Below are 17,945 nucleotides of genomic sequence, written 5' to 3' on the forward strand. Positions count from 1 at the left end.
TGTAGGAGCGCACTTGTGCGCGACCAAACCCCTGTTTCGGGAGGTATAGCGGCGGCGAGTCGCGCACAGGGTGCGCTCCCACACACAGGCGACTCCGAAACCCTGTAGGAGCGCACTTGTGCGCGACAAGCCTCTGTTTCGAGAGGTATTGAGGTGGCGAGTCGCGCACAGGGTGCGCTCCCACAGGGCTGCGGCAGCTCTTGTGTGGGAGCGCACCCTGTGCTCGACTCGGCCCGCCAAACCGTCCCTACAGGCGACGATCAACCCACCCGCCGACCATCCCTGCCCAGCCACCACGCCATTACCGCGCCGGCCAGCAGCCAGCCGATGACCTGTTCGATCAACGCGGCGACGGTGAAGTTGGTGGGGAAGCGATACCAGTTCCAGTAAGGGACCATGGTGCTCAGCCATGCAAACACGGCGGCCGCCAAGGCAATGCTCAGCCGCGTCATGAAGCTGAAGGCGGCCAGGCCCATGACGAAGGCCAATGCGAGCGCGGACAGCGTGTCCGAGGCCCATTGGCGCGGCAGCTGGCCGCTCATGTCGGAGAGGTCTTCGCCTTGCGGCATGTAGACCATGAAGGCGTACGGCGACACTTTGGTCTTGGCCGAATAGGCCGCGATGGTGGCCTTGTCGCCCATCTTGGCCGGATCGACCGAGGGCAGGATGAAGACGCCGGCCTGATCGCCCAGGCCCGGATGCAGGGCGGCGAGCACGGTGTCTTCCGCCACGGGCTGCCGCATGCCCACATTGCCCAGACCCAGCGCCATGTGTGCCACGGCGCCCCAGAGGAACATCACGATTCCGCCGAACAGAGCTGCTACGAGCACTCGCATGACGACGACTCCCGTGTGGCTTTCGGTGCCGTGAATCTATGCCCCTGAGACGGCAGCCGGCAACTTTACTTTCGGCCAGTACGGCTTCGTGCGTCGCGACGGGCTTCGCGCAGGCTCAGCAGTTTTTCGCGCAGCTTCAGCTCCAGGCCGCGCTCCACCGGCTCGTAGAACACGGTGCCGTCGAGCGCATCGGGCAGGCATTGCTGGTCGAGCGCGACACCGCCGTCACTGTCGTGGTCGTACTGGTAGCCCTGCCCGTAACCCAGGCCCTTCATCAACTTGGTGGGCGCGTTGCGCAGGTGCATGGGCACGTCCAGCGTACCGGTTTGCTGCACCACGGCCCGCGCGGCGTTGTAGGCCTTGTAGGCAGCGTTGCTCTTGGGCGCGATAGCCAGCCAGATGGCGAGCTGCGCGAGACCGAGTTCGCCCTCGGGACTGCCGAGGCGCTCGTAGGTGTCCCATGCGTCCAGCGCCATGCGCCACGCGCGCGGCTCGGCCAGGCCCACGTCTTCCACGGCCATGCGCGTCATGCGACGGGCGAGATAGAGCGGATCGACGCCACCATCGAGCATGCGCGTAAGCCAGTACACGGCGGCATCCGGATCGGACGACCGCACGGATTTGTGCAGCGCCGAGATCTGGTCGTAGAACTGCTCGCCGTTCTTGTCGAAGCGGCGCGTGCGATCGGCGAGCACCTGGGTGAGCGTGGTTTCGTCGATGCGATGGTCTTCGGCCAGCTCCGAGGCAATTTCCAGCAGTGTCAGCGCGCGGCGCACGTCGCCATCCGCCGCCTGCGCAATGAGCTTGAGCGACTCGTCCGCCACTTGCAGCTGCATGTCGCCCAGGCCGCGCTCGTGGTCTTCCAGCGCGCGCTTGAGTGCCACCACGATGTCGTCCGGTGTCACCGACTCCAGCACGTGCACGCGGCAGCGCGAGAGCAATGCGGAGTTGAGTTCGAATGAGGGGTTTTCCGTGGTGGCACCCACGAAGATGATCACGCCGCGCTCGATGTGCGGCAGGAAGGCATCCTGCTGCGCCTTGTTGAAGCGGTGCACCTCGTCCACGAACAGCACGGTGCGACGTCCCTGCGCGAAATTCGCCTCGGCTTCGGCCAAGGCCTTGCGCACATCCGGCAGGCCGGAAAGCACCGCGGAAATGGCGCGAAAATCCGCGTCCGCATAGCGCGCCACCAGCAAGGCCAGCGTGGTCTTGCCGCAACCGGGCGGCCCCCACAGGATCATGGAATGCACGCGCCCCGCTTCCAGCGCACGGCGAAGCGCCTTGCCGGGCGCCATCACGCGCTGCTGACCCACGATCTCGTCGAGATCGCGCGGGCGCATGCGCTCGGCCAGGGGCTTGAGTTCTTCGGGCTCGCCAAACAGCCCGGGCGTGGGAGACAGCGTGGACATGGCGGACATCACATCTCTGAGCGAGCCATGCAGCGCCACGGCAAAGGCCGCGGCCGGCTCGGAAGTGCCCATGATAGGGCACCCTCCGGCCGGCCGGGACACCGCGTTCAGGCGGATGAATGCACCGACTGGCCGCGCCGCTCCGCGCGCTGCTCCATCCAGTCGTAAAGCACGGGCAGCAACAGCAGCGTGAGCAAGGTGGAGGTAATCAGCCCACCCACCACCACGGTGGCCAGCGGTCGCTGCGTTTCCGCGCCCACGCCGCTGGACAGCAGCATGGGCACCAGGCCGAGGATGGCGACGCTGGCCGTCATCAGCACCGGCCGCAGGCGCAACGCGGTGCCGCGCAACACGGATTCACGCACACCCATGCCCTTGGCGCGCAGTTCGTTGAGAAAGCTGACCAGCACGATGCCGTTCAACATCGCCACGCCGAACACCGCGATGAAACCGATGGCCGATGGCACAGAGAGATACTGCCCCGTGATCGCCAGTGCCACGACACCGCCGATGGTGGCAAACGGCACGTTGGCGAGAATCAACGCGGCGTACTTCATCGAATTGAACGCGGTGTAGAGCAGGATAAAGATGAAGAAGATGGTCGCCGGCACGATCAGCGACAACCGCTTCAACGCACGCTGCTGGTTTTCGAACGCCCCGCCCCACTCCGTGTAGTAGCCGGCAGGCAACTGCACTTTTTGCGCAATGGCGGCGCTGGCCTCCTTTACGAAGCCATCGATATCGCGACCGCGCACATCCATCTGGATCACGGCATAACGCTGCAACTGTTCGCGGCGTATAAAGGAATAACCCTCTGCCTCTGTCACCTCGGCCACCTGCGACAACTGCACGATGGCGCCACCACGCGACTGAATGGGGATGCGCTGGATAGCCTGCAGCGAACGCTTGTCCGCATCGCCCAGCCGCACGGCGATGTCGAAACGCCTTACGCCGTCGATCAGCGTAGTGACGGGCTCGCCACCGATGCCGTTGCGCACCACGGTGAGCACGTCATCGGCGTTGAGGCCGTAACGCGCCAACGCATCGCGATCCACCTTGATGCGGATCTGCGGCTTGCCGAGATTGGCTTCCAACGCCAGATCGGCCACGCCGGGCACGGTGCCGAGCACATCCTTGATACGCGCACTGAGGCGATCCAGCTCGCCAAGGTCATCGCCATACAACTTGAATGCCAGCGTGGCGCGCACGCCGGAGATCAGTTCCTCGATGCGCATCTGGATGGGCTGCGTGTAACTGACCACCGCCGTCGGCAACGCTTCGGACAGTTCACGCTGCATGTCCGCCTCGATGCTTTCCAGCGTTTGGCCTTTGCGCCATTGCTCGCGTGGCTTGAGCGGCGTGTAGACCTCCATGTAGTTCACGTCCGCCGTTTCGCCTTTCTCGGCGCGACCGATCATGGCCAGCGTGGTTTCCACTTCCGGGAATTTCGCCTTGATGCGATCAGCGACCTGTCGGGAGACATCGATGGACTCGTCCAGTGACGCCGAGGGAATGGAGGTAATGCGCCACATGATGGCGCCCTCTTTCAGGTTCGGCATGAACTCCTTGCCCAGGAACGGGAACAACGCAAGGCTGCAGACGAGCGCCACGCCCGCCATGCTCAGCACCCACTTTCGACGCTGAAGCGACCAGGCCAGCACAGCGGCGTAATGCTTCTTGAGGAAGGCCACCAGCCGCGTGTCGCGTTCTTCCTTGGGCTTGAGTACCAACGCTGCCAGCACGGGAATCAACGTGAGTGCGAGCAGCAGCGAACCCGCCATCGCAAAGCTGATGTTGAACGCCATCGGCTTGAACATCTTGCCTTCCAGCCCTTGCAGGCTGAACAGCGGCAGGAACACCACGATGACGATGACGATGGCGAAGGCGATGGGACTGGCCACCTCCTTGGCGGCGGCGAGCACGGCAGCGGTGCGATCCACCGGCAAGCCATGCGCCTTGCGCTCTGCCATGATGCGGAAGGCGTTCTCCACCATCACCACGGCGCCATCCACCATCATGCCGATACCGATGGCGAGACCCGCCAGCGACATCAGGTTGGCCGACAGCCCCGCCTGCTCCATGCAGATGAAGGCAATCAACATGGCCAACGGCAACGCAACGACAACCACGAGCGCACTGCGGAATTCACCCAGGAACAGAAACAGCACGATCGCCACCAGAAGGGACCCTTCGATCAATGCCCGCACCGCCGTGCCGACCGCCTTGTTCACCAGGTCGGTGCGTTCGTAAACCGGCTTGACGATGACGCCTTCGGGTAACGCCTGGCTCACGGTATCGAGCTTGCCCTTCACCGCGTCGACCACGCTTTTCGCGTTCTCGCCGATACGTGCCAGCGCCTGCCCCATCACCACTTCCTTGCCGTCCCGCGTGACAGCGCCCGTGCGTGGCGCGCCGGCCTCTTCCACCGTCGCCACGTCGCGCACGTAGACGGGCGTTCCATCTTCGGTCTTCAGCACGATCTGCCCGATGTCGTGTGCGCTTTGCACCAGGCCAAGGCCGCGCACGAGATATTGCTCTCGACCCACGTCGACAAAATTGCCGCCAACCTGCGCGTTGTTGGTCTGCAGCGCCTCGATGACTTCCTTGAAGCCCAGCCCGTGCGCGATGAGCTTCAGCGGATCGATGCGTACCTGGTACTGCTTTTCCTGGCCTCCCCATGACGTGACGTCGTCCACGCCCGGCGCGGTGCGAAGCATGAGGCGGATGGTCCAGTCCTGCAGCGTGCGCAGGTCGCGGTCGTTCGGTGCGTTCTGGCCTTCGTTATCGGCACGCTCCACCGTGTACCAGAACACCTGGCCAAGGCCGGACGTGTTCGGACCCATTTCCGGTTTGCCATAACCCGCAGGCAAGCGGTCACCCACCTGTTGCAGGCGCTCGTTCACCAGCTGGCGGGCGAAGTAGATGTCCATGTCGTCGCTGAAATAGACCGACACGAAGGACAGCCCGAACAGGCTGACCGAACGCACCTCCTCCACTTTGGGCAAACCCGCCAGCGAGGATTCCACCGGCGTCGTGAGCATCTGCTCGACGTCTTCCGCTGCCAGTCCGGGCGCCTCGGTATAAACATTCACTTGCACGGGCGTGACATCGGGGAAGGCATCGATGGGCAGCTTGCGTACGGCCTGATAGCCGAGCACGCCCACCACGACGAACAGGATCAGCACCAGCAACTTGTAGCGCAGCGAGAGTTCGACAAGACGCGTGAGCATCATTCTTCTCCCAGTTGCGAGCGCAACAGACGTGCCTTGAGTGCGAAGGCACCCTTGCTTACGTAGGTCGCATCGGGCTTCAAGCCCTGGCGCACTTCCACCCAGCCGTTGCGGTTTTCGCCCAATTGCACGGGTACGGGATCGAACACGTTGTTGCCCCGCGCGACGAATACCGTCGACTGGTTTTGCAGCAACACAATGGCGTCCGCGGGAACGGCAAGCGCCTGGCGTCCGCCCACGGCAACACGCGCGTCGACCAGTTCGCCGGGATGCAGCAGATCGCGCGTGTTGTCCACGGCGATACGCACGGCGACAGTGCGGGTCTTTTCGTCCGTCTGATGCGAGCGCTGCACGACCTTGCCAGGCAGCTCCTGATCATGGATGAGGATGCGCGCCGTCGCGCCCGTGGCGGTGCGCTCGGCGTCCGCGGGCGGCATCCGCGCTTCGACCCAGACGGAATCCTCCTTCACCAGCGTAAACAACAGGCGACCGGCATCCACGCGCTCACCCACCAGGAACTGATCGGTGGTGATCCGCCCGTCGGTAGGTGCCAGCAACTCGTAACTGCCATCCGCCTTGGCGGAACCTGCGCGCAACACGCCCTGAATCTGGCCATCCGACAAACCATAGGCACGCAGACGCGCACGCGCGTGGTCGCGTTGCACCTGCACTTCCGTATAGCGCCGCCCCGAAACCGCCTGCGAGCCGAGCGACGACACGCGACGCCAGTCCTGCTCGGCCACGATGAGCGCGCCCTGCGTTTCGGCGACCTGCACGCTGGACAACACCACCAGCGGCTGACCGGCCTTCACCACGTCACCAAGCCTCACCTTTCGCGACAACACCATGGATTCGATGCGTGGCGATACCAATACGGTGGAGTAAGCATCGACCTTGACTTCGCCGGGCGCCCTGATTTCATCAGCGAGTTCGCGTGTGGCGAGTTTGGAGACGACGATGCCGGCGTCTTGAACGGCGCCAGCATCCAGCGACAGCGGGTTGCCGTCCTGTTGCGCGGCGACAGGCAACGCGATGCAAACCAGCACCAACACGCAGGCAGTGAGTTGAATGAAGCGATTCATGGCGAGACATCCTGTGTGCGGCCTTCCAGCCAATCGGTCAGGCGACCTGCGGAAGCGAGGTAATCGAACCAGGCCTGCCAGGCCTGGCTTTCGAGGGCAAGCGCGGAAAGCGCGGTGTCGAGGCTTTGCTTGAGCTGAACCAGGTAATCCGACGTGCTGATTTCGCCGGCACGCCAGAGCTTCTCCAGCAAGATCGCCCGGTCGTCGAACGCGGCGGCGCGACCGTCGCGGAAGGCACGACCGGCAGCGCGCAAGGCGTCGTAACGCGATTGCGCTTCACGCAGGGATGCCTGCGCCACCTGCCGTTGCGAACGCACCGATGCCGCGGCGGCGCCGGCTTCGGCAAGCGCGGCATCCACTTCCGCACGCCCGCTGTTGAGCACCGGCAGCGGCACGGAAACGCTCAGGCCGATCACCTGATCGGTCACGGCGCCGGTACGCACACGCCCACCCGTCACGCTGATGGTGGGGTCGGGAACGCGGGCTCGCCGGGCGACGTCGATGGCTGCCTGCGCCGATGCTTCATCGGCCTGCGCCTTGAGCAACACGGGCTGGCTGTCCACCGGGCGCGGCTCGATGTCCGCGGAAGCGGGCGGCAACTCCAGCGGCAACGCTGGGGCCGACTTCACGGCATCGCCTGCCACCGACTGCAAGGCGGAGAGTGCGGTCGCCTCGTTGCCGACCAGCGACGCTTGCTGGATCTGCGCCTCTCCCAAAGCCAGTGCGGCGAGATCCCGCTCGGGGCTGCTGATGTCACCGACCGCAAGGCGCTCTGCCGCCAGGGCGTCGAAGCGACGCATGAGCGTGACGCGCTGCTCGCCGAGCTCGCGTTGACGCGTCGCCAGCGCGGCGGCGGACCAGCCCTTCAGCCAGCGCGAGGCGATATCGCGGCGCAAAAGCTCCAGCGAGGCCTCGCGGCTACGCGATTCGGCCTCCGCGAGGGATACACGAGCGCGACGCTTGCCTGACAGATCCAGCGGCAACGACACGCCTGCCGTCCGTCGATCAACGTCGGCATTCTCCGCGTCCAGAGTCAGTGACGGGTTGTAGACCGGCTGACCGGCGGCGCGCACCCGGGCCTGGGCAGCCTCCCACTCGGCACGCGAAGCCTGGACTTCGGGATTGGATTCCCAGACGGCCTGCACGGCTTGCCGCAACGACGGCGCGGCAACCGGCACGGCCTGGACGCGGGCAATGCAAAACACACAGGCAGCCCCGACAAGGGCTGCACGCAAGAAAAACATGGGACGATCTCCTGAAAACAATCACGACGAATGCGCCCGCAAGGGCGCGCGGCATGGCGTTTTCAGGCGATGGGTGGGCGCAGCAGAGAGCCGGTGACGGCGGGTACGCGCCCCACCTCAAAGGAAGGAGGCACGAAGGCCGTCACGGCGTTACCGATGGCCAGTGCAACCGACGCAGGCAAGGTGGCACTGTGTGCGCAGGCGCAATGGCAGGACGCGCCCTCACCAAGAAGGCAGTCATCGCCAGCCGACTGGTTGGCGGGCGCAGCCACCAGGGCTGCCCCGGCAACGGCCGCGACACCCGCTACACCCACGTCACGTTCCCCGCCATCGGCCAGGCACAGCGAACCGCTGGCCAGCTTGATCAGCATGACGGCCACGACCAACAGCCACAGGCCGCGATGGCGGCGCAGGCGATTCATCAGTGACGGAGAACGCAAGGACATGCGGTGGATCGTAGGTGGCCAGGCCCGTGTTAGACAATTTCACTGAGCACGGCTGTTTTGTGACGGCCCGAAAACCGGGCACAACCGCAGCGCGCCCGGTGCTGCGGTTACTGCACACACGCTGCCGTGGCTATGATGTGCGCCACGGGGCGGGACGGAGTCTGCAAGTGACGCAAAGGCTGGGGCGAGCAAGCGCGCAGATCGGGGAAGGCATGCCACTCGCCGCTGGCCGTCGGCGCCTTGCCGCGTGGCGGTTTCTGCTCGTCCTGTGCCTGCTGGCGGCGTCCTTCGCGGGATCGGCGCGCGAAAGCGATCCCTGGGCTCCTTTCGACACACCCTGGTTCGACCGGCTGGGCGTTACCGACGGCCTGCCGCACTCCATTACCACCACGGTCGAGCAGGACACACGCGGGCTGATCTGGATCGGCACGCTGTCGGGCCTGGTGCGCTACGACGGCTACCGCATGCAGGTATTCACCGGCAACACCGGTGGCAAGAACGACATCCCGGATGCCTACGTGCGCTGCCTGCTGCCCTTGCCGGACGGCAGTCTGCTGGTAGGCACCAACGCGGGCGGCCTGAGTCGGTTCAACCCGCTCACCAACACCTTTCACAACTATCCGACGGGGCGCGGCGGCACCAGCGACCGCAAGATCTACGCGCTGTCGCCCGACGGCGATCGCGGTGTGTGGATCGCCACCGAGCACGGCCTGGATTACCTGGACCTTCGCACCAACCGCATCACCACCATTCCACCGGTGGATGGCATGTCGCCGCGCAACTTCACGGTGATGCAGGATCGCGAAGGCAACCTGTGGGTTGGCAACAACAACGGCCTGTATGTTCGCCGCGCCAAGGAAACCACTTTCACGCGTGCCGAATCCACGCCCCAGGAAAACGGCATCGATGTCGTGTTGAACGACGGCATCTGGGCGCTGCTGGAAGATCGCGAAGGCCGCTTGTGGGTGGGCAGTACGCAATCGGGTGCCGCGTACCGCGACGATGCCGGCCACTGGCACGCCCTGCCCGGCTTCACCGGCTACCAGAAAGACCGTTCGCGGCGCGCCACCGTGCGTGCCTTCACTGAACTGGCCGGCGACACCCTCTGGATCGCAACCGATGGCGGCGGCGTGCTGGCCTACGATGTGGCCAACAACAGCATGCACGCCATTGCGCACGACACGGCCATGCCCTCGTCGCTGCCCGGCGACTCCGTGCGCGCGCTGCTGCAGGACACCTCAGGAAACGTGTGGGTGGCGACCGACCTGGGTGTCGCGCGCTACAACCCGAATGCTCGCAAGGTCTTCGCACTGCTGCCTTCGAGCAGCGACGCTCGCTCGCTGGGCAACACGAATGTGCGCGGCATTTTCGTGGACAGCCGGCAACGCATCTGGCTGGGCATGAGCTCGGGCCGTATCGATGTGGTCGATCTGGCGGATGCGCAGATTCGTCATCTCGAACTCGGCGGCTCGCAGACGCGGCGCGACGTGCAGGCCTTCGCGGAAATGCCCGATGGCACGATCTGGGTCGGCACGCAGGGGCTGGCGTGGATCGACCCGAACACGTTCGCGATCCACGATTCCGCCGTGCCGGAGATGGACGACAAGCCGGTGCTGCATCTGCTCCCGGACGGTCAACGGCTGCAGATCGCCACGTACGATGGCGTTTATCGTTACGACACGCGAACGCATGCACTGTCGCATTTCAGCCATGACGCCAACGACGCCAGCAGCCTCGCCAGCGACACCGTGCGGCGCATTGCCCATATCGGCGCCGATATCTGGTACGTCACGGGTCGCGGCATCAGCATTGCCACCAGCACCACGCAGACCAAGGGATTCGAGAACCTGCTGAACCGCCCGGGCGACACCACCAGCCTGCCCAACAACCTGGCGAGCTCCATTGCACTGGATGCACAGGGCACGCTGTGGATCGGCACCTACGGTGGCCTTGCCATGCTGCAATCGCGCAGCGCAGGCGACCCCTACCGATTCACCACCATCGGCACGGCCAACGGCCTCGCCAGCGAAAACATCAACGCGGTGCAGCCCGATGACCTGGGCAATCCCTGGGTGAGCCTGGCCAACGGCCTGGCCATGATCGACGCCAACACGCACGCCGTGCATAACCTCAGCGTGCGCGATGGCCTGCGCATTTCCAGCTACATCTATGCGGCAGCCGCCCGCGCACCGGGCGGTGAACTGCTGTTCGGCGGACTGGGTGGGCTCACCGTGGTACGCCCGGAATGGCAGCCACCGGATCGGCCCGATGCATCACTGGCCATCACCTATGCGGCGGTCAACGGCCTGCCGATGGCCTTCGGCAAACTGCCGCGCAATGACGAATCGCTGACCATCCGGGCGCGCAACCGCAGCCTGCGCGTGGATTTCGCCCTGCTCGATTACGAAGCTCCCGCCGAAACCAGCTACAGCTATCGCATGGAGGGCTTCGACGAAAGCTGGATCGAGATTCCGCGTGGCGGCCTGCCCACCGCGCTCTACAACAACCTGCCCCACGGCGACTACAAGCTGCACCTGCGCGCACAGACGCGCGGCATGCAGCCACGCCTGATCGAGTCCACCGTGGACGTGAGCGCCGAGCCGCGCTGGTATGAAACGGTGGCCGCATTCATCGTGGCGGGCCTGCTGTTACTGGCCGCGATCATCGGCATCATCCAGTTGCGCACCCTGTACCTGCGTCGACAGGCCAAGCAGCTGCAGCACCAGATCGACCTGCGCACGCAGGACCTGCTGGTCGCCAACAAGCGCCTCGATGAACTCGCCAACACGGACGCCCTGACCGGCGCATGCAATCGCCGTCGCGTGCTGGAATTCGCCGAGGAAGTCCGCGCGCTCAGCGCGGATGGCAACGCCTGCATCGCGCTACTGGACCTGGATCGCTTCAAGCGCATCAACGACACGCATGGCCACCTTGCCGGCGACGCCGTGATTCGCCACGTGTGCCAGATCATGACGCAGCAGAGCCGTGAGTCCGACTGCGTCGGGCGCTACGGCGGCGAAGAAATGCTGGCCTGCCTGCCGGAATGCCCGCTCGACCAGGGCATGCTGGTCGCCGAACGCGTTCGCGTGGCGCTCGTGGAAAATCCGCTGATCTATGAAGGCCAGGCCATCGTGGTCACGGTAAGCATCGGCGTGGCCGCCTATCGCGCAGGCGAAACCTTGTCGCAATGGCTGACACGTGCGGACGGTGCGCTCTACGAAGCCAAGCATGGCGGCCGCAATCGCTGCGTGGCCGCGCACTGAGGCGCCCGATCAACCGAAGTGTCGGTGGCGATAGATGGCGTAGCCCAAGCCGACCAGGCCGGTCAGTGTCGCCGGCACCAAGAGGACGCGCTCCTGGATGACGGCAAAACCCAGCGCGCCCGCCGTCGCCCCAACAATGAAACACGTCGCCACCAGCAGGCAGACGTGGATGCGCAACATGTCCACGTCGAGGCCGCGCAAACGCTGGCCCAGATAAATGCCCAGATCCGTAAAGATGCCCGACAGATGCGTGGTACGCAGCGTGGCGCCGCTGTACGTGCTGACCATGGCGTTCTGCAGCCCGCAGGCCATGGATGCGAAGTAAAGGCCGAGATCGCTTTCGCGATGGATCAGCGGCGTTGCCACGAACAGCAGCAGCGATTCCAGCATCAGCACCACGCCGTAACGCCGACCCAGCTGCAACGTACGCTGCTGCACGATGAAACCGCTGACCATCGCGCCAAACAGGAAGGCGCCAATCACGAAACCCCAATGCAGGATTTCGGCGGCATCGAGCCCGGCAAGCGCAATACCCAGTTCCGTGCTCGTGCCCGTGAGATGGGTGACCGGCTGATGCCGGAAACACAGGTAACCCACCGTGTTGATGCTGCCCGCGATCATCGCGAGCAGACCACCACCTACCCAGGCCCAGCGCGGCAGCTGGCGCAGCATGGGCCGATCAGTTCTTGATCGGCTGCGTCTGGATCACCGGCAGGTCGCCGATCACGTCGGCACCCGGCGGAGGCACGAAGTTGAAGGTCTCCGGCGGAATCGGCACGTTGCGCTGCCACCCCGAGAAACGAATATCCGTGACGGCACCCAACTGGTCACGGAAAACCATGCGCGCCAGACCGTTCGCATCGAAACCCAGGTCGGCGTAGTCGAACTGCGGGTCTTTCGCCTTCGAGGTCAGGCGCAGCCAGCTCAGGCCATCGTGATCGCCCTGCTCGACCGTGTTGAAGTCCTTGTCCATCTGCTTCACGTCGGTGAGCACGGTGAGCGGACTGTGCGATTCCTCGGAACTTTGCACGCGCACCGTGACCTGCTCCAGGTCCGGATCGTAGAGCCACACGCGACTGCCGTCGGCGACGATGGTCTGCTTGGACGGCGCCAGCGTTTCCCAGCGGAACTGGCGCGGCGCTTCGAGCGCCAGCGTGCCGTTGCTGGCCTTGCCGCTATTGCCGTTCGCGTCCTTCAGCGTCTGCGTGAACTTACCGGTGAGCGAGTGCAGGCCGGTGGTGAACGTATCCAGCCTGGTACGCGCGGGGCCGGCAGCCATGGCGAGGCTACTGATGGAGAGCGCGACGGTGGCGGCGGTGAATAGGAGGAAGCGTTTCATGGTTGCCTTCAGGGGTGAGGCCGGGTGGATTCATGCGGAGCGGTGGCCACAGGCCGCCTCACTCTACTTATCGTCATTCCCGCGAAGGCGGGAATCCAGTGCCTTTCGGTTCAGCCGTGCGCCATAAAGTCACTGGATTCCCGCCTTCGCGGGAATGACGGTCAAAATCAATGCTTCGGTGGCGGCGGTGCCAGCACTTCGCGGTTGCCATTGTGTTGCGGCGCACTCACCACGCCATCCTGCTCCATCTGCTCAATCAGGCGGGCCGCACGGTTGTAGCCAATGCGCAGGTGACGCTGCACGCCGGAAATCGAAGCGCGACGGGATTCGGTGACGATGCGCACCGCCTTGTCGTAAAGCTGCGCGTCGGCATCGCCACCCTCCTCGCCTTCCTGCGGCAGGCCGGAGTCGTTGATGAACTTGCCGTCGCTGGTCGCCTGCACTTCCTCCAGCACGCCCTCGATGTACTGCGGGGCGCCCTGCGACTTCAGCCAGTTCACCACGCCATGCACTTCATGGTCGTCGACGAAGGCGCCGTGCACGCGCTCCGGCGTGGCGGTGCCGGGCGGCAGGTAGAGCATGTCGCCGTGACCCAGCAGCGCTTCGGCGCCGGACTGGTCGAGGATGGTGCGCGAGTCGATCTTGCTCGACACCTGGAACGCGATGCGGGTGGGGATGTTGGCCTTGATCAGGCCGGTGATCACATCCACCGACGGACGCTGCGTCGCCAGCACCAGGTGCACGCCGGCGGCGCGCGCCTTCTGTGCAAGGCGTGCGATCAACTCTTCGACCTTCTTGCCGACGATCATCATCATGTCGGCGAACTCGTCGATGATGATCACGATGTACGGCAGCGGCTCCAGCGGCTCGGCCGCCAGGTTCGGCATCTCGGGATTCGGACGGAACAACGGGTCCAGCAACGGCTGGCCGGCATTCTCGGCGTCCTTCACCTTCTTGTTGAAGCCGGCCAGGTTGCGCACGCCCACGGCAGCCATGAGCTTGTAGCGGCGCTCCATTTCGGCGACACACCAACGCAGGGCGTTGGCGGCCTCCTTCATGTCCGTGACGACCGGCGCCAGCAGGTGCGGAATGCCTTCGTAGACCGAAAGCTCCAGCATCTTCGGGTCGATCATGATCATGCGCACGTCTTTGGCGCTAGCCTTGTACAGCAGGCTCAGCACCATCGCATTCACGGCAACGGATTTGCCCGAGCCCGTGGTGCCAGCCACCAGGAGGTGCGGCATCTTCGCGAGATCGGCCACCACCGGACGACCGGCGATGTCCTTGCCCAGTGCGAGCGCCAGCGGCGACTTCATGGCGTCGTACTTGTCCGAGCGCAGGATCTCAGAGAGGTAGACGATCTGCTTGCGCGTATTGGGAATTTCCAGGCCGATGACGTTCTTGCCGGGAATCACGTCGACCACGCGCACGCTGACCACGGACAGGCCGCGCGCGATGTCCTTGTCCAGGCTCGACACCTGCGAGCCACGCACACCGGCGGCGGGCTCCAGCTCGAAGCGGGTGATGACCGGGCCGGGATACACACCCACGACCTTGGCCTCGATGCGGAAATCCTTGAGCTTCAGCTCGACCTGGCGCGAGAGCACTTCGAGCGTTTCTTCCGAGTAACCCGGACCCTGCTCCGGCGCCTCGTCCAGCAAGGAGAGTGGCGGCAATTCGCCCGGCGCGGAGGCGCCGGTGAACAAGGGAATCTGGGTTTCAAGCTTGGCGCGCTCGCTTTTCACGACGGGCGCGGGCGCGGTTTCGATGCGCACGGGTTCGCGCCTGGCCTGCTTCACGGCCTCGGTCTTCTTGACCACTTCGCGCTCGGCGCGGGCCTGGCGTGCCGCCATCACTTCCGGCGCCTCGCGCAGCTTGCCGCCAAACCAGCCGGCGAGCTTCAGCACGCCCTGCCCGGTGAGATCGGCCAGCTTGAACCACGACAGCCCCGTGGCCAGCGTTACCGCAATCAGGAACATGGCCAGCAGCAACAGCGGCGCGCCCTTGTCACCCAGCGCATGCGACAGGCCGCGACCCACCCACATGCCGATGATGCCGCCCACGCCCTGAGGCAGAACGGGCTCATCGATGTTGAGGTACAGCAGCGCCGGCAAGGTGATGAAGAAGAACACCGAGCCGATCAGGCGCAACGAAGGCTCCCACGGCTGCACGGTGCGCTCGCCACGATGGCGCAGCACCTGGATGCCCAGGAAGAGCAGCAACAGCGGGAAGAAATAGGAAACCAGGCCGAAGATGTAGCGCAGCACGTTGGCGATGTTCGCGCCGATCTCGCCGCCGAAATTGCGCGCGTGATCGACCGTGCCCGCGTGGCCCCAGCTCGGGTCCTGGTCGTTGTAGCTGAACAGGCAGACCAGCAGATAAAGCGCCAGCGGCAGCAACAGCAGCGCACCGGCCTCGCGCAGACGGCGCTTCAGTTCTTCACTGAGGCCTTCGCGCTCTTTCTTGTCCTTCTTGACGTTCGCGGTACGCGGCACGTGGTCCTTATCCCTAGCTTCAAGCGTGAGTCCGGCCGCCAAAAGGGCGGCCGGACGGTACAACATCCGCCGAAGCGGCAGGGCTAGACCTTAAATCATGCCCTTGAGCGCCGGATGAACCAGCTCGCCGCCGTCGACGTTGATGCCCCCACGCAGCGGTTCGAACTGGCGCCATTCGTTGCCGGCGGCCAGACGCTGCACGTACGGCAGGATAGCGGCAGAAATGGCCACCGACGAGGTCTGCGGCACGGCACCCGGCATATTCGTGACGCAGAAGTGCGTTACGCCGTGCACATCGTAGGTCGGCTCCTTCCAGGTGGTCGGACGCGAGGTCTCGAAGCAGCCGCCCTGGTCGATGGAGATATCCACCAGCACCGAGCCCTTCTCCATGGTCTTGACCATTTCCTCGGTGACCACGCGCGGCGCCTTGGCGCTCGGGATCAGCACGGCGCCGACCACGATGTCGGCGGTGGCGACTTCTTCGGCCACGGTCGACTCATAGGCGTACAGCGCGGTGACGTTCGGGCCCATGGCCATCATTTCGGCCAGACGATCCTGGCGCTTGTCGAACACCACCACGTTGGCGCCAGCAGCGGCAGCCAGGGCAGCAGCATTGCCACCGGCAGCGCCGGCGCCCAGCACCACCACCTTGCCGCGCGGCGTGGAGGCCATGCCGCCCAGCAGCTTGCCCTTGCCACCCTGCGGACGATGCAGCAGCGTGGTGCCGATCTGCGTGGCAATGCGGCCGGCGATAACCGACATCGGCAGCAGCAGCGGCAGGCCGCCGTTCTCTTCCACCGACTCGAACGCCACGCCGGTCAGGCCGATGTCCAGCAGGCTCTTGGTCAGCGCCGGCTCGGCAGCCAGGTGCAGGTAGCAGAACAGCAGGTGGTGCTTCTTGAGCAGGGCGAGGTCGCCAGCAATCGGCTCCTTCACCTTCACGATCAGCTCGCCGGCGTCGTACAGGGCTGCGGCGTCCGCCACGACCTTCACACCGACCTTGGAGTAGGCCTCATCGGAGAAGCCGCTCTTGTCGCCAGCGCCGGACTGGATGAACACCTCGTGGCCACGACGCACCAGGTCGGCGGCAGCGGCGGGGAGGAGGGCAACACGACCTTCAAGGGTCTTGGTTTCGGAAGGAATACCGATACGCATGGGGAGTGGATCCTGTGGGGAACTTGAGGTGGCAACGACGCCCGGCCCGCGGGCCCGGCAAATCCGGCGCCGACAGCCTTGAATCGTCCCGGCGTCTTCCCCATCCTTCCGGGTTCGGACGCATCGCTCCGTTTTCGCCTTTCAGCCGTAGGAAACCGCTGGAAGCGATGGAGCGAATGACTGTTCAAGTCGCCAGCAAAGCCGAAGGATTATAACCATGATGGGCAGGCCGTTTTCACACTCCCGCAACGGTGAACAAGCAGACCACCTTTGCGCAGTTGCAGCAAAGTCAACGAGATACGACCGCTCCTGCTGAAAACCAGCTGACAGCCCCCATATAGCGGCGATAGCCGGCGGACCATGCGGCAGAGCATGGTGAAGCCGGCAGAATCGAACTCCATTCACCACGAACACCACCGCCCACCGGGCGGACAGAAGGAACGCATGAACGCATCCACCAAGCACAGCCGCCTGCTGATCCTGGGCAGCGGCCCCGCCGGTTACACCGCTGCCGTCTACGCGGCGCGCGCCAACCTCAAGCCGACCATGATCACCGGCCTGCAGCAGGGCGGCCAGCTGATGACCACCACCGAAGTGGACAACTGGCCGGGTGACGACAAGGGCGTGCAGGGTCCGGAGCTGATGCACCGCATGGCGCAGCATGCCGAGCGCTTCGAGACGCAGATGGTGTTCGACCACATCCACAGCGTGGACCTGAAGCAGCGCCCGTTCCGCCTGAAGGGTGACTCGGGTGAATACACCTGTGACGCGCTGATCATCACCACGGGCGCTACCGCCAAGTACCTGGGCATCGCCAGCGAAGAGAAGTTCAAGGGCAAGGGCGTGTCCGCCTGCGCCACGTGCGACGGCTTCTTCTTCCGCGACCAGGAAGTGGTGGTGATCGGCGGCGGCAACACCGCCGGCGAGGAAGCGCTGTACCTGTCCAACATCTGCAGCAAGGTTTACCTGGTGCATCGCCGCGACAAGCTGCGCGCCGAGAAGATCATGCAGGACAAGCTGTTCGACAAGGCCGCCGCCGGCAAGATCGAGCTGGTGTGGAACCACAGCGTGGACGAAGTGCTGGGCGACGACTCCGGCGTCACCGGCGTGCGCGTGAAGGACGTGAACACCGGCGAGACGCGTGACATCGCCGCGATGGGCTTCTTCGTCGCCATCGGCCACACGCCCAACACCGGCATCTTCGACGGCCAGCTGGACATGCACGACGGCTACATCAAGATCCGCAGCGGCCTGAGCGGCATGGCCACCATGACCTCCGTGCCGGGCGTGTTCGCCGCGGGCGACGTGGCCGACCACGTGTATCGCCAGGCGATCACTTCCGCTGGCTTCGGCTGCATGGCGGCGCTGGATGCAGAGCGCTGGCTGGATCAGCAGGGCCCGGCGAGCTGAGCTTTTTTGATCTCCCGCCCTTGACCGTCATTCCGG

Annotated in this window: 12 protein-coding genes; 2 read left to right on the top strand and 10 right to left on the bottom strand. The window is 65.0% G+C overall.

The window, feature by feature from the left end; all coding sequences use genetic code 11:
* Positions 1 to 260: 260 nt before the first annotated feature.
* The 6 genes from DK366_RS11770 to DK366_RS11795 form a co-directional block, all read right to left on the bottom strand.
* Positions 261 to 836, bottom strand: a complete 576-nt coding sequence (locus DK366_RS11770) for a hypothetical protein (protein WP_109125757.1) — start codon at positions 834 to 836, stop codon at positions 261 to 263.
* A 65-nt stretch (positions 837 to 901) separates the two neighbouring features.
* Positions 902 to 2,254, bottom strand: coding sequence for a replication-associated recombination protein A (locus DK366_RS11775; protein WP_109125849.1), 1,353 nt, complete (start codon positions 2,252 to 2,254; stop codon positions 902 to 904).
* Between the two features lie 98 nt (positions 2,255 to 2,352).
* Positions 2,353 to 5,475, bottom strand: coding sequence for a CusA/CzcA family heavy metal efflux RND transporter (locus tag DK366_RS11780; protein WP_109125850.1), 3,123 nt, complete (start codon positions 5,473 to 5,475; stop codon positions 2,353 to 2,355).
* Positions 5,475 to 6,557: an efflux RND transporter periplasmic adaptor subunit gene (locus DK366_RS11785; protein ID WP_109125758.1), complete on the bottom strand. Its 1,083-nt coding sequence runs from the start codon at positions 6,555 to 6,557 to the stop codon at positions 5,475 to 5,477. The genes DK366_RS11780 and DK366_RS11785 overlap by 1 nt, the downstream gene beginning before the upstream one ends.
* A complete protein-coding gene (locus DK366_RS11790; protein ID WP_109125759.1) occupies positions 6,554 to 7,801 on the bottom strand; it encodes a TolC family protein in 1,248 nt (415 codons plus the stop codon). Before DK366_RS11790 ends, DK366_RS11785 begins: the two co-directional genes overlap by 4 nt.
* A 62-nt stretch (positions 7,802 to 7,863) precedes the next feature.
* Positions 7,864 to 8,247: a hypothetical protein gene (locus DK366_RS11795; protein ID WP_109125760.1), complete on the bottom strand. Its 384-nt coding sequence runs from the start codon at positions 8,245 to 8,247 to the stop codon at positions 7,864 to 7,866.
* 212 nt (positions 8,248 to 8,459) lie between these two features.
* On the opposite strand from DK366_RS11795, the gene DK366_RS11800 reads away from it, so the two are divergent.
* The gene (locus tag DK366_RS11800; RefSeq protein WP_109125761.1) at positions 8,460 to 11,510 is read left to right on the top strand and encodes a ligand-binding sensor domain-containing diguanylate cyclase; all 3,051 of its coding nucleotides are present in this window, start codon (positions 8,460 to 8,462) and stop codon (positions 11,508 to 11,510) included.
* Positions 11,511 to 11,519: 9 nt separating this feature from the next.
* On the opposite strand, the gene DK366_RS11805 is transcribed toward DK366_RS11800, so the two are convergent.
* The 4 genes from DK366_RS11805 to ald all read right to left on the bottom strand — a co-directional run bounded on the left by DK366_RS11805 (position 11,520) and on the right by ald (position 16,499).
* Positions 11,520 to 12,182, bottom strand: a complete 663-nt coding sequence (locus DK366_RS11805; protein ID WP_109125762.1) for a YoaK family protein — start codon at positions 12,180 to 12,182, stop codon at positions 11,520 to 11,522.
* Positions 12,183 to 12,189: 7 nt separating this feature from the next.
* A complete protein-coding gene (gene lolA, locus DK366_RS11810; protein ID WP_109125763.1) occupies positions 12,190 to 12,849 on the bottom strand; it encodes an outer membrane lipoprotein chaperone LolA in 660 nt (219 codons plus the stop codon).
* A 167-nt stretch (positions 12,850 to 13,016) separates the two neighbouring features.
* The gene (locus DK366_RS11815) at positions 13,017 to 15,284 is read right to left on the bottom strand and encodes a DNA translocase FtsK (protein ID WP_232821024.1); all 2,268 of its coding nucleotides are present in this window, start codon (positions 15,282 to 15,284) and stop codon (positions 13,017 to 13,019) included.
* Positions 15,285 to 15,434: 150 nt separating this feature from the next.
* On the bottom strand, positions 15,435 to 16,499 hold the full coding sequence (ald, locus tag DK366_RS11820; RefSeq protein ID WP_109125765.1) for an alanine dehydrogenase: 1,065 nt from the start codon (positions 16,497 to 16,499) through the stop codon (positions 15,435 to 15,437).
* A 444-nt stretch (positions 16,500 to 16,943) separates the two neighbouring features.
* Here ald and trxB point away from each other — a divergent pair, with 444 nt between their 5' ends.
* Entirely contained in the window at positions 16,944 to 17,909 is a 966-nt protein-coding gene (gene trxB / locus DK366_RS11825) for a thioredoxin-disulfide reductase (RefSeq protein WP_109125851.1), read from the top strand.
* Positions 17,910 to 17,945: the final 36 nt, after the last annotated feature.

Source organism: Dyella sp. C11, assembly GCF_003121485.1.
Classification (GTDB): Bacteria; Pseudomonadota; Gammaproteobacteria; order Xanthomonadales; family Rhodanobacteraceae; genus Dyella.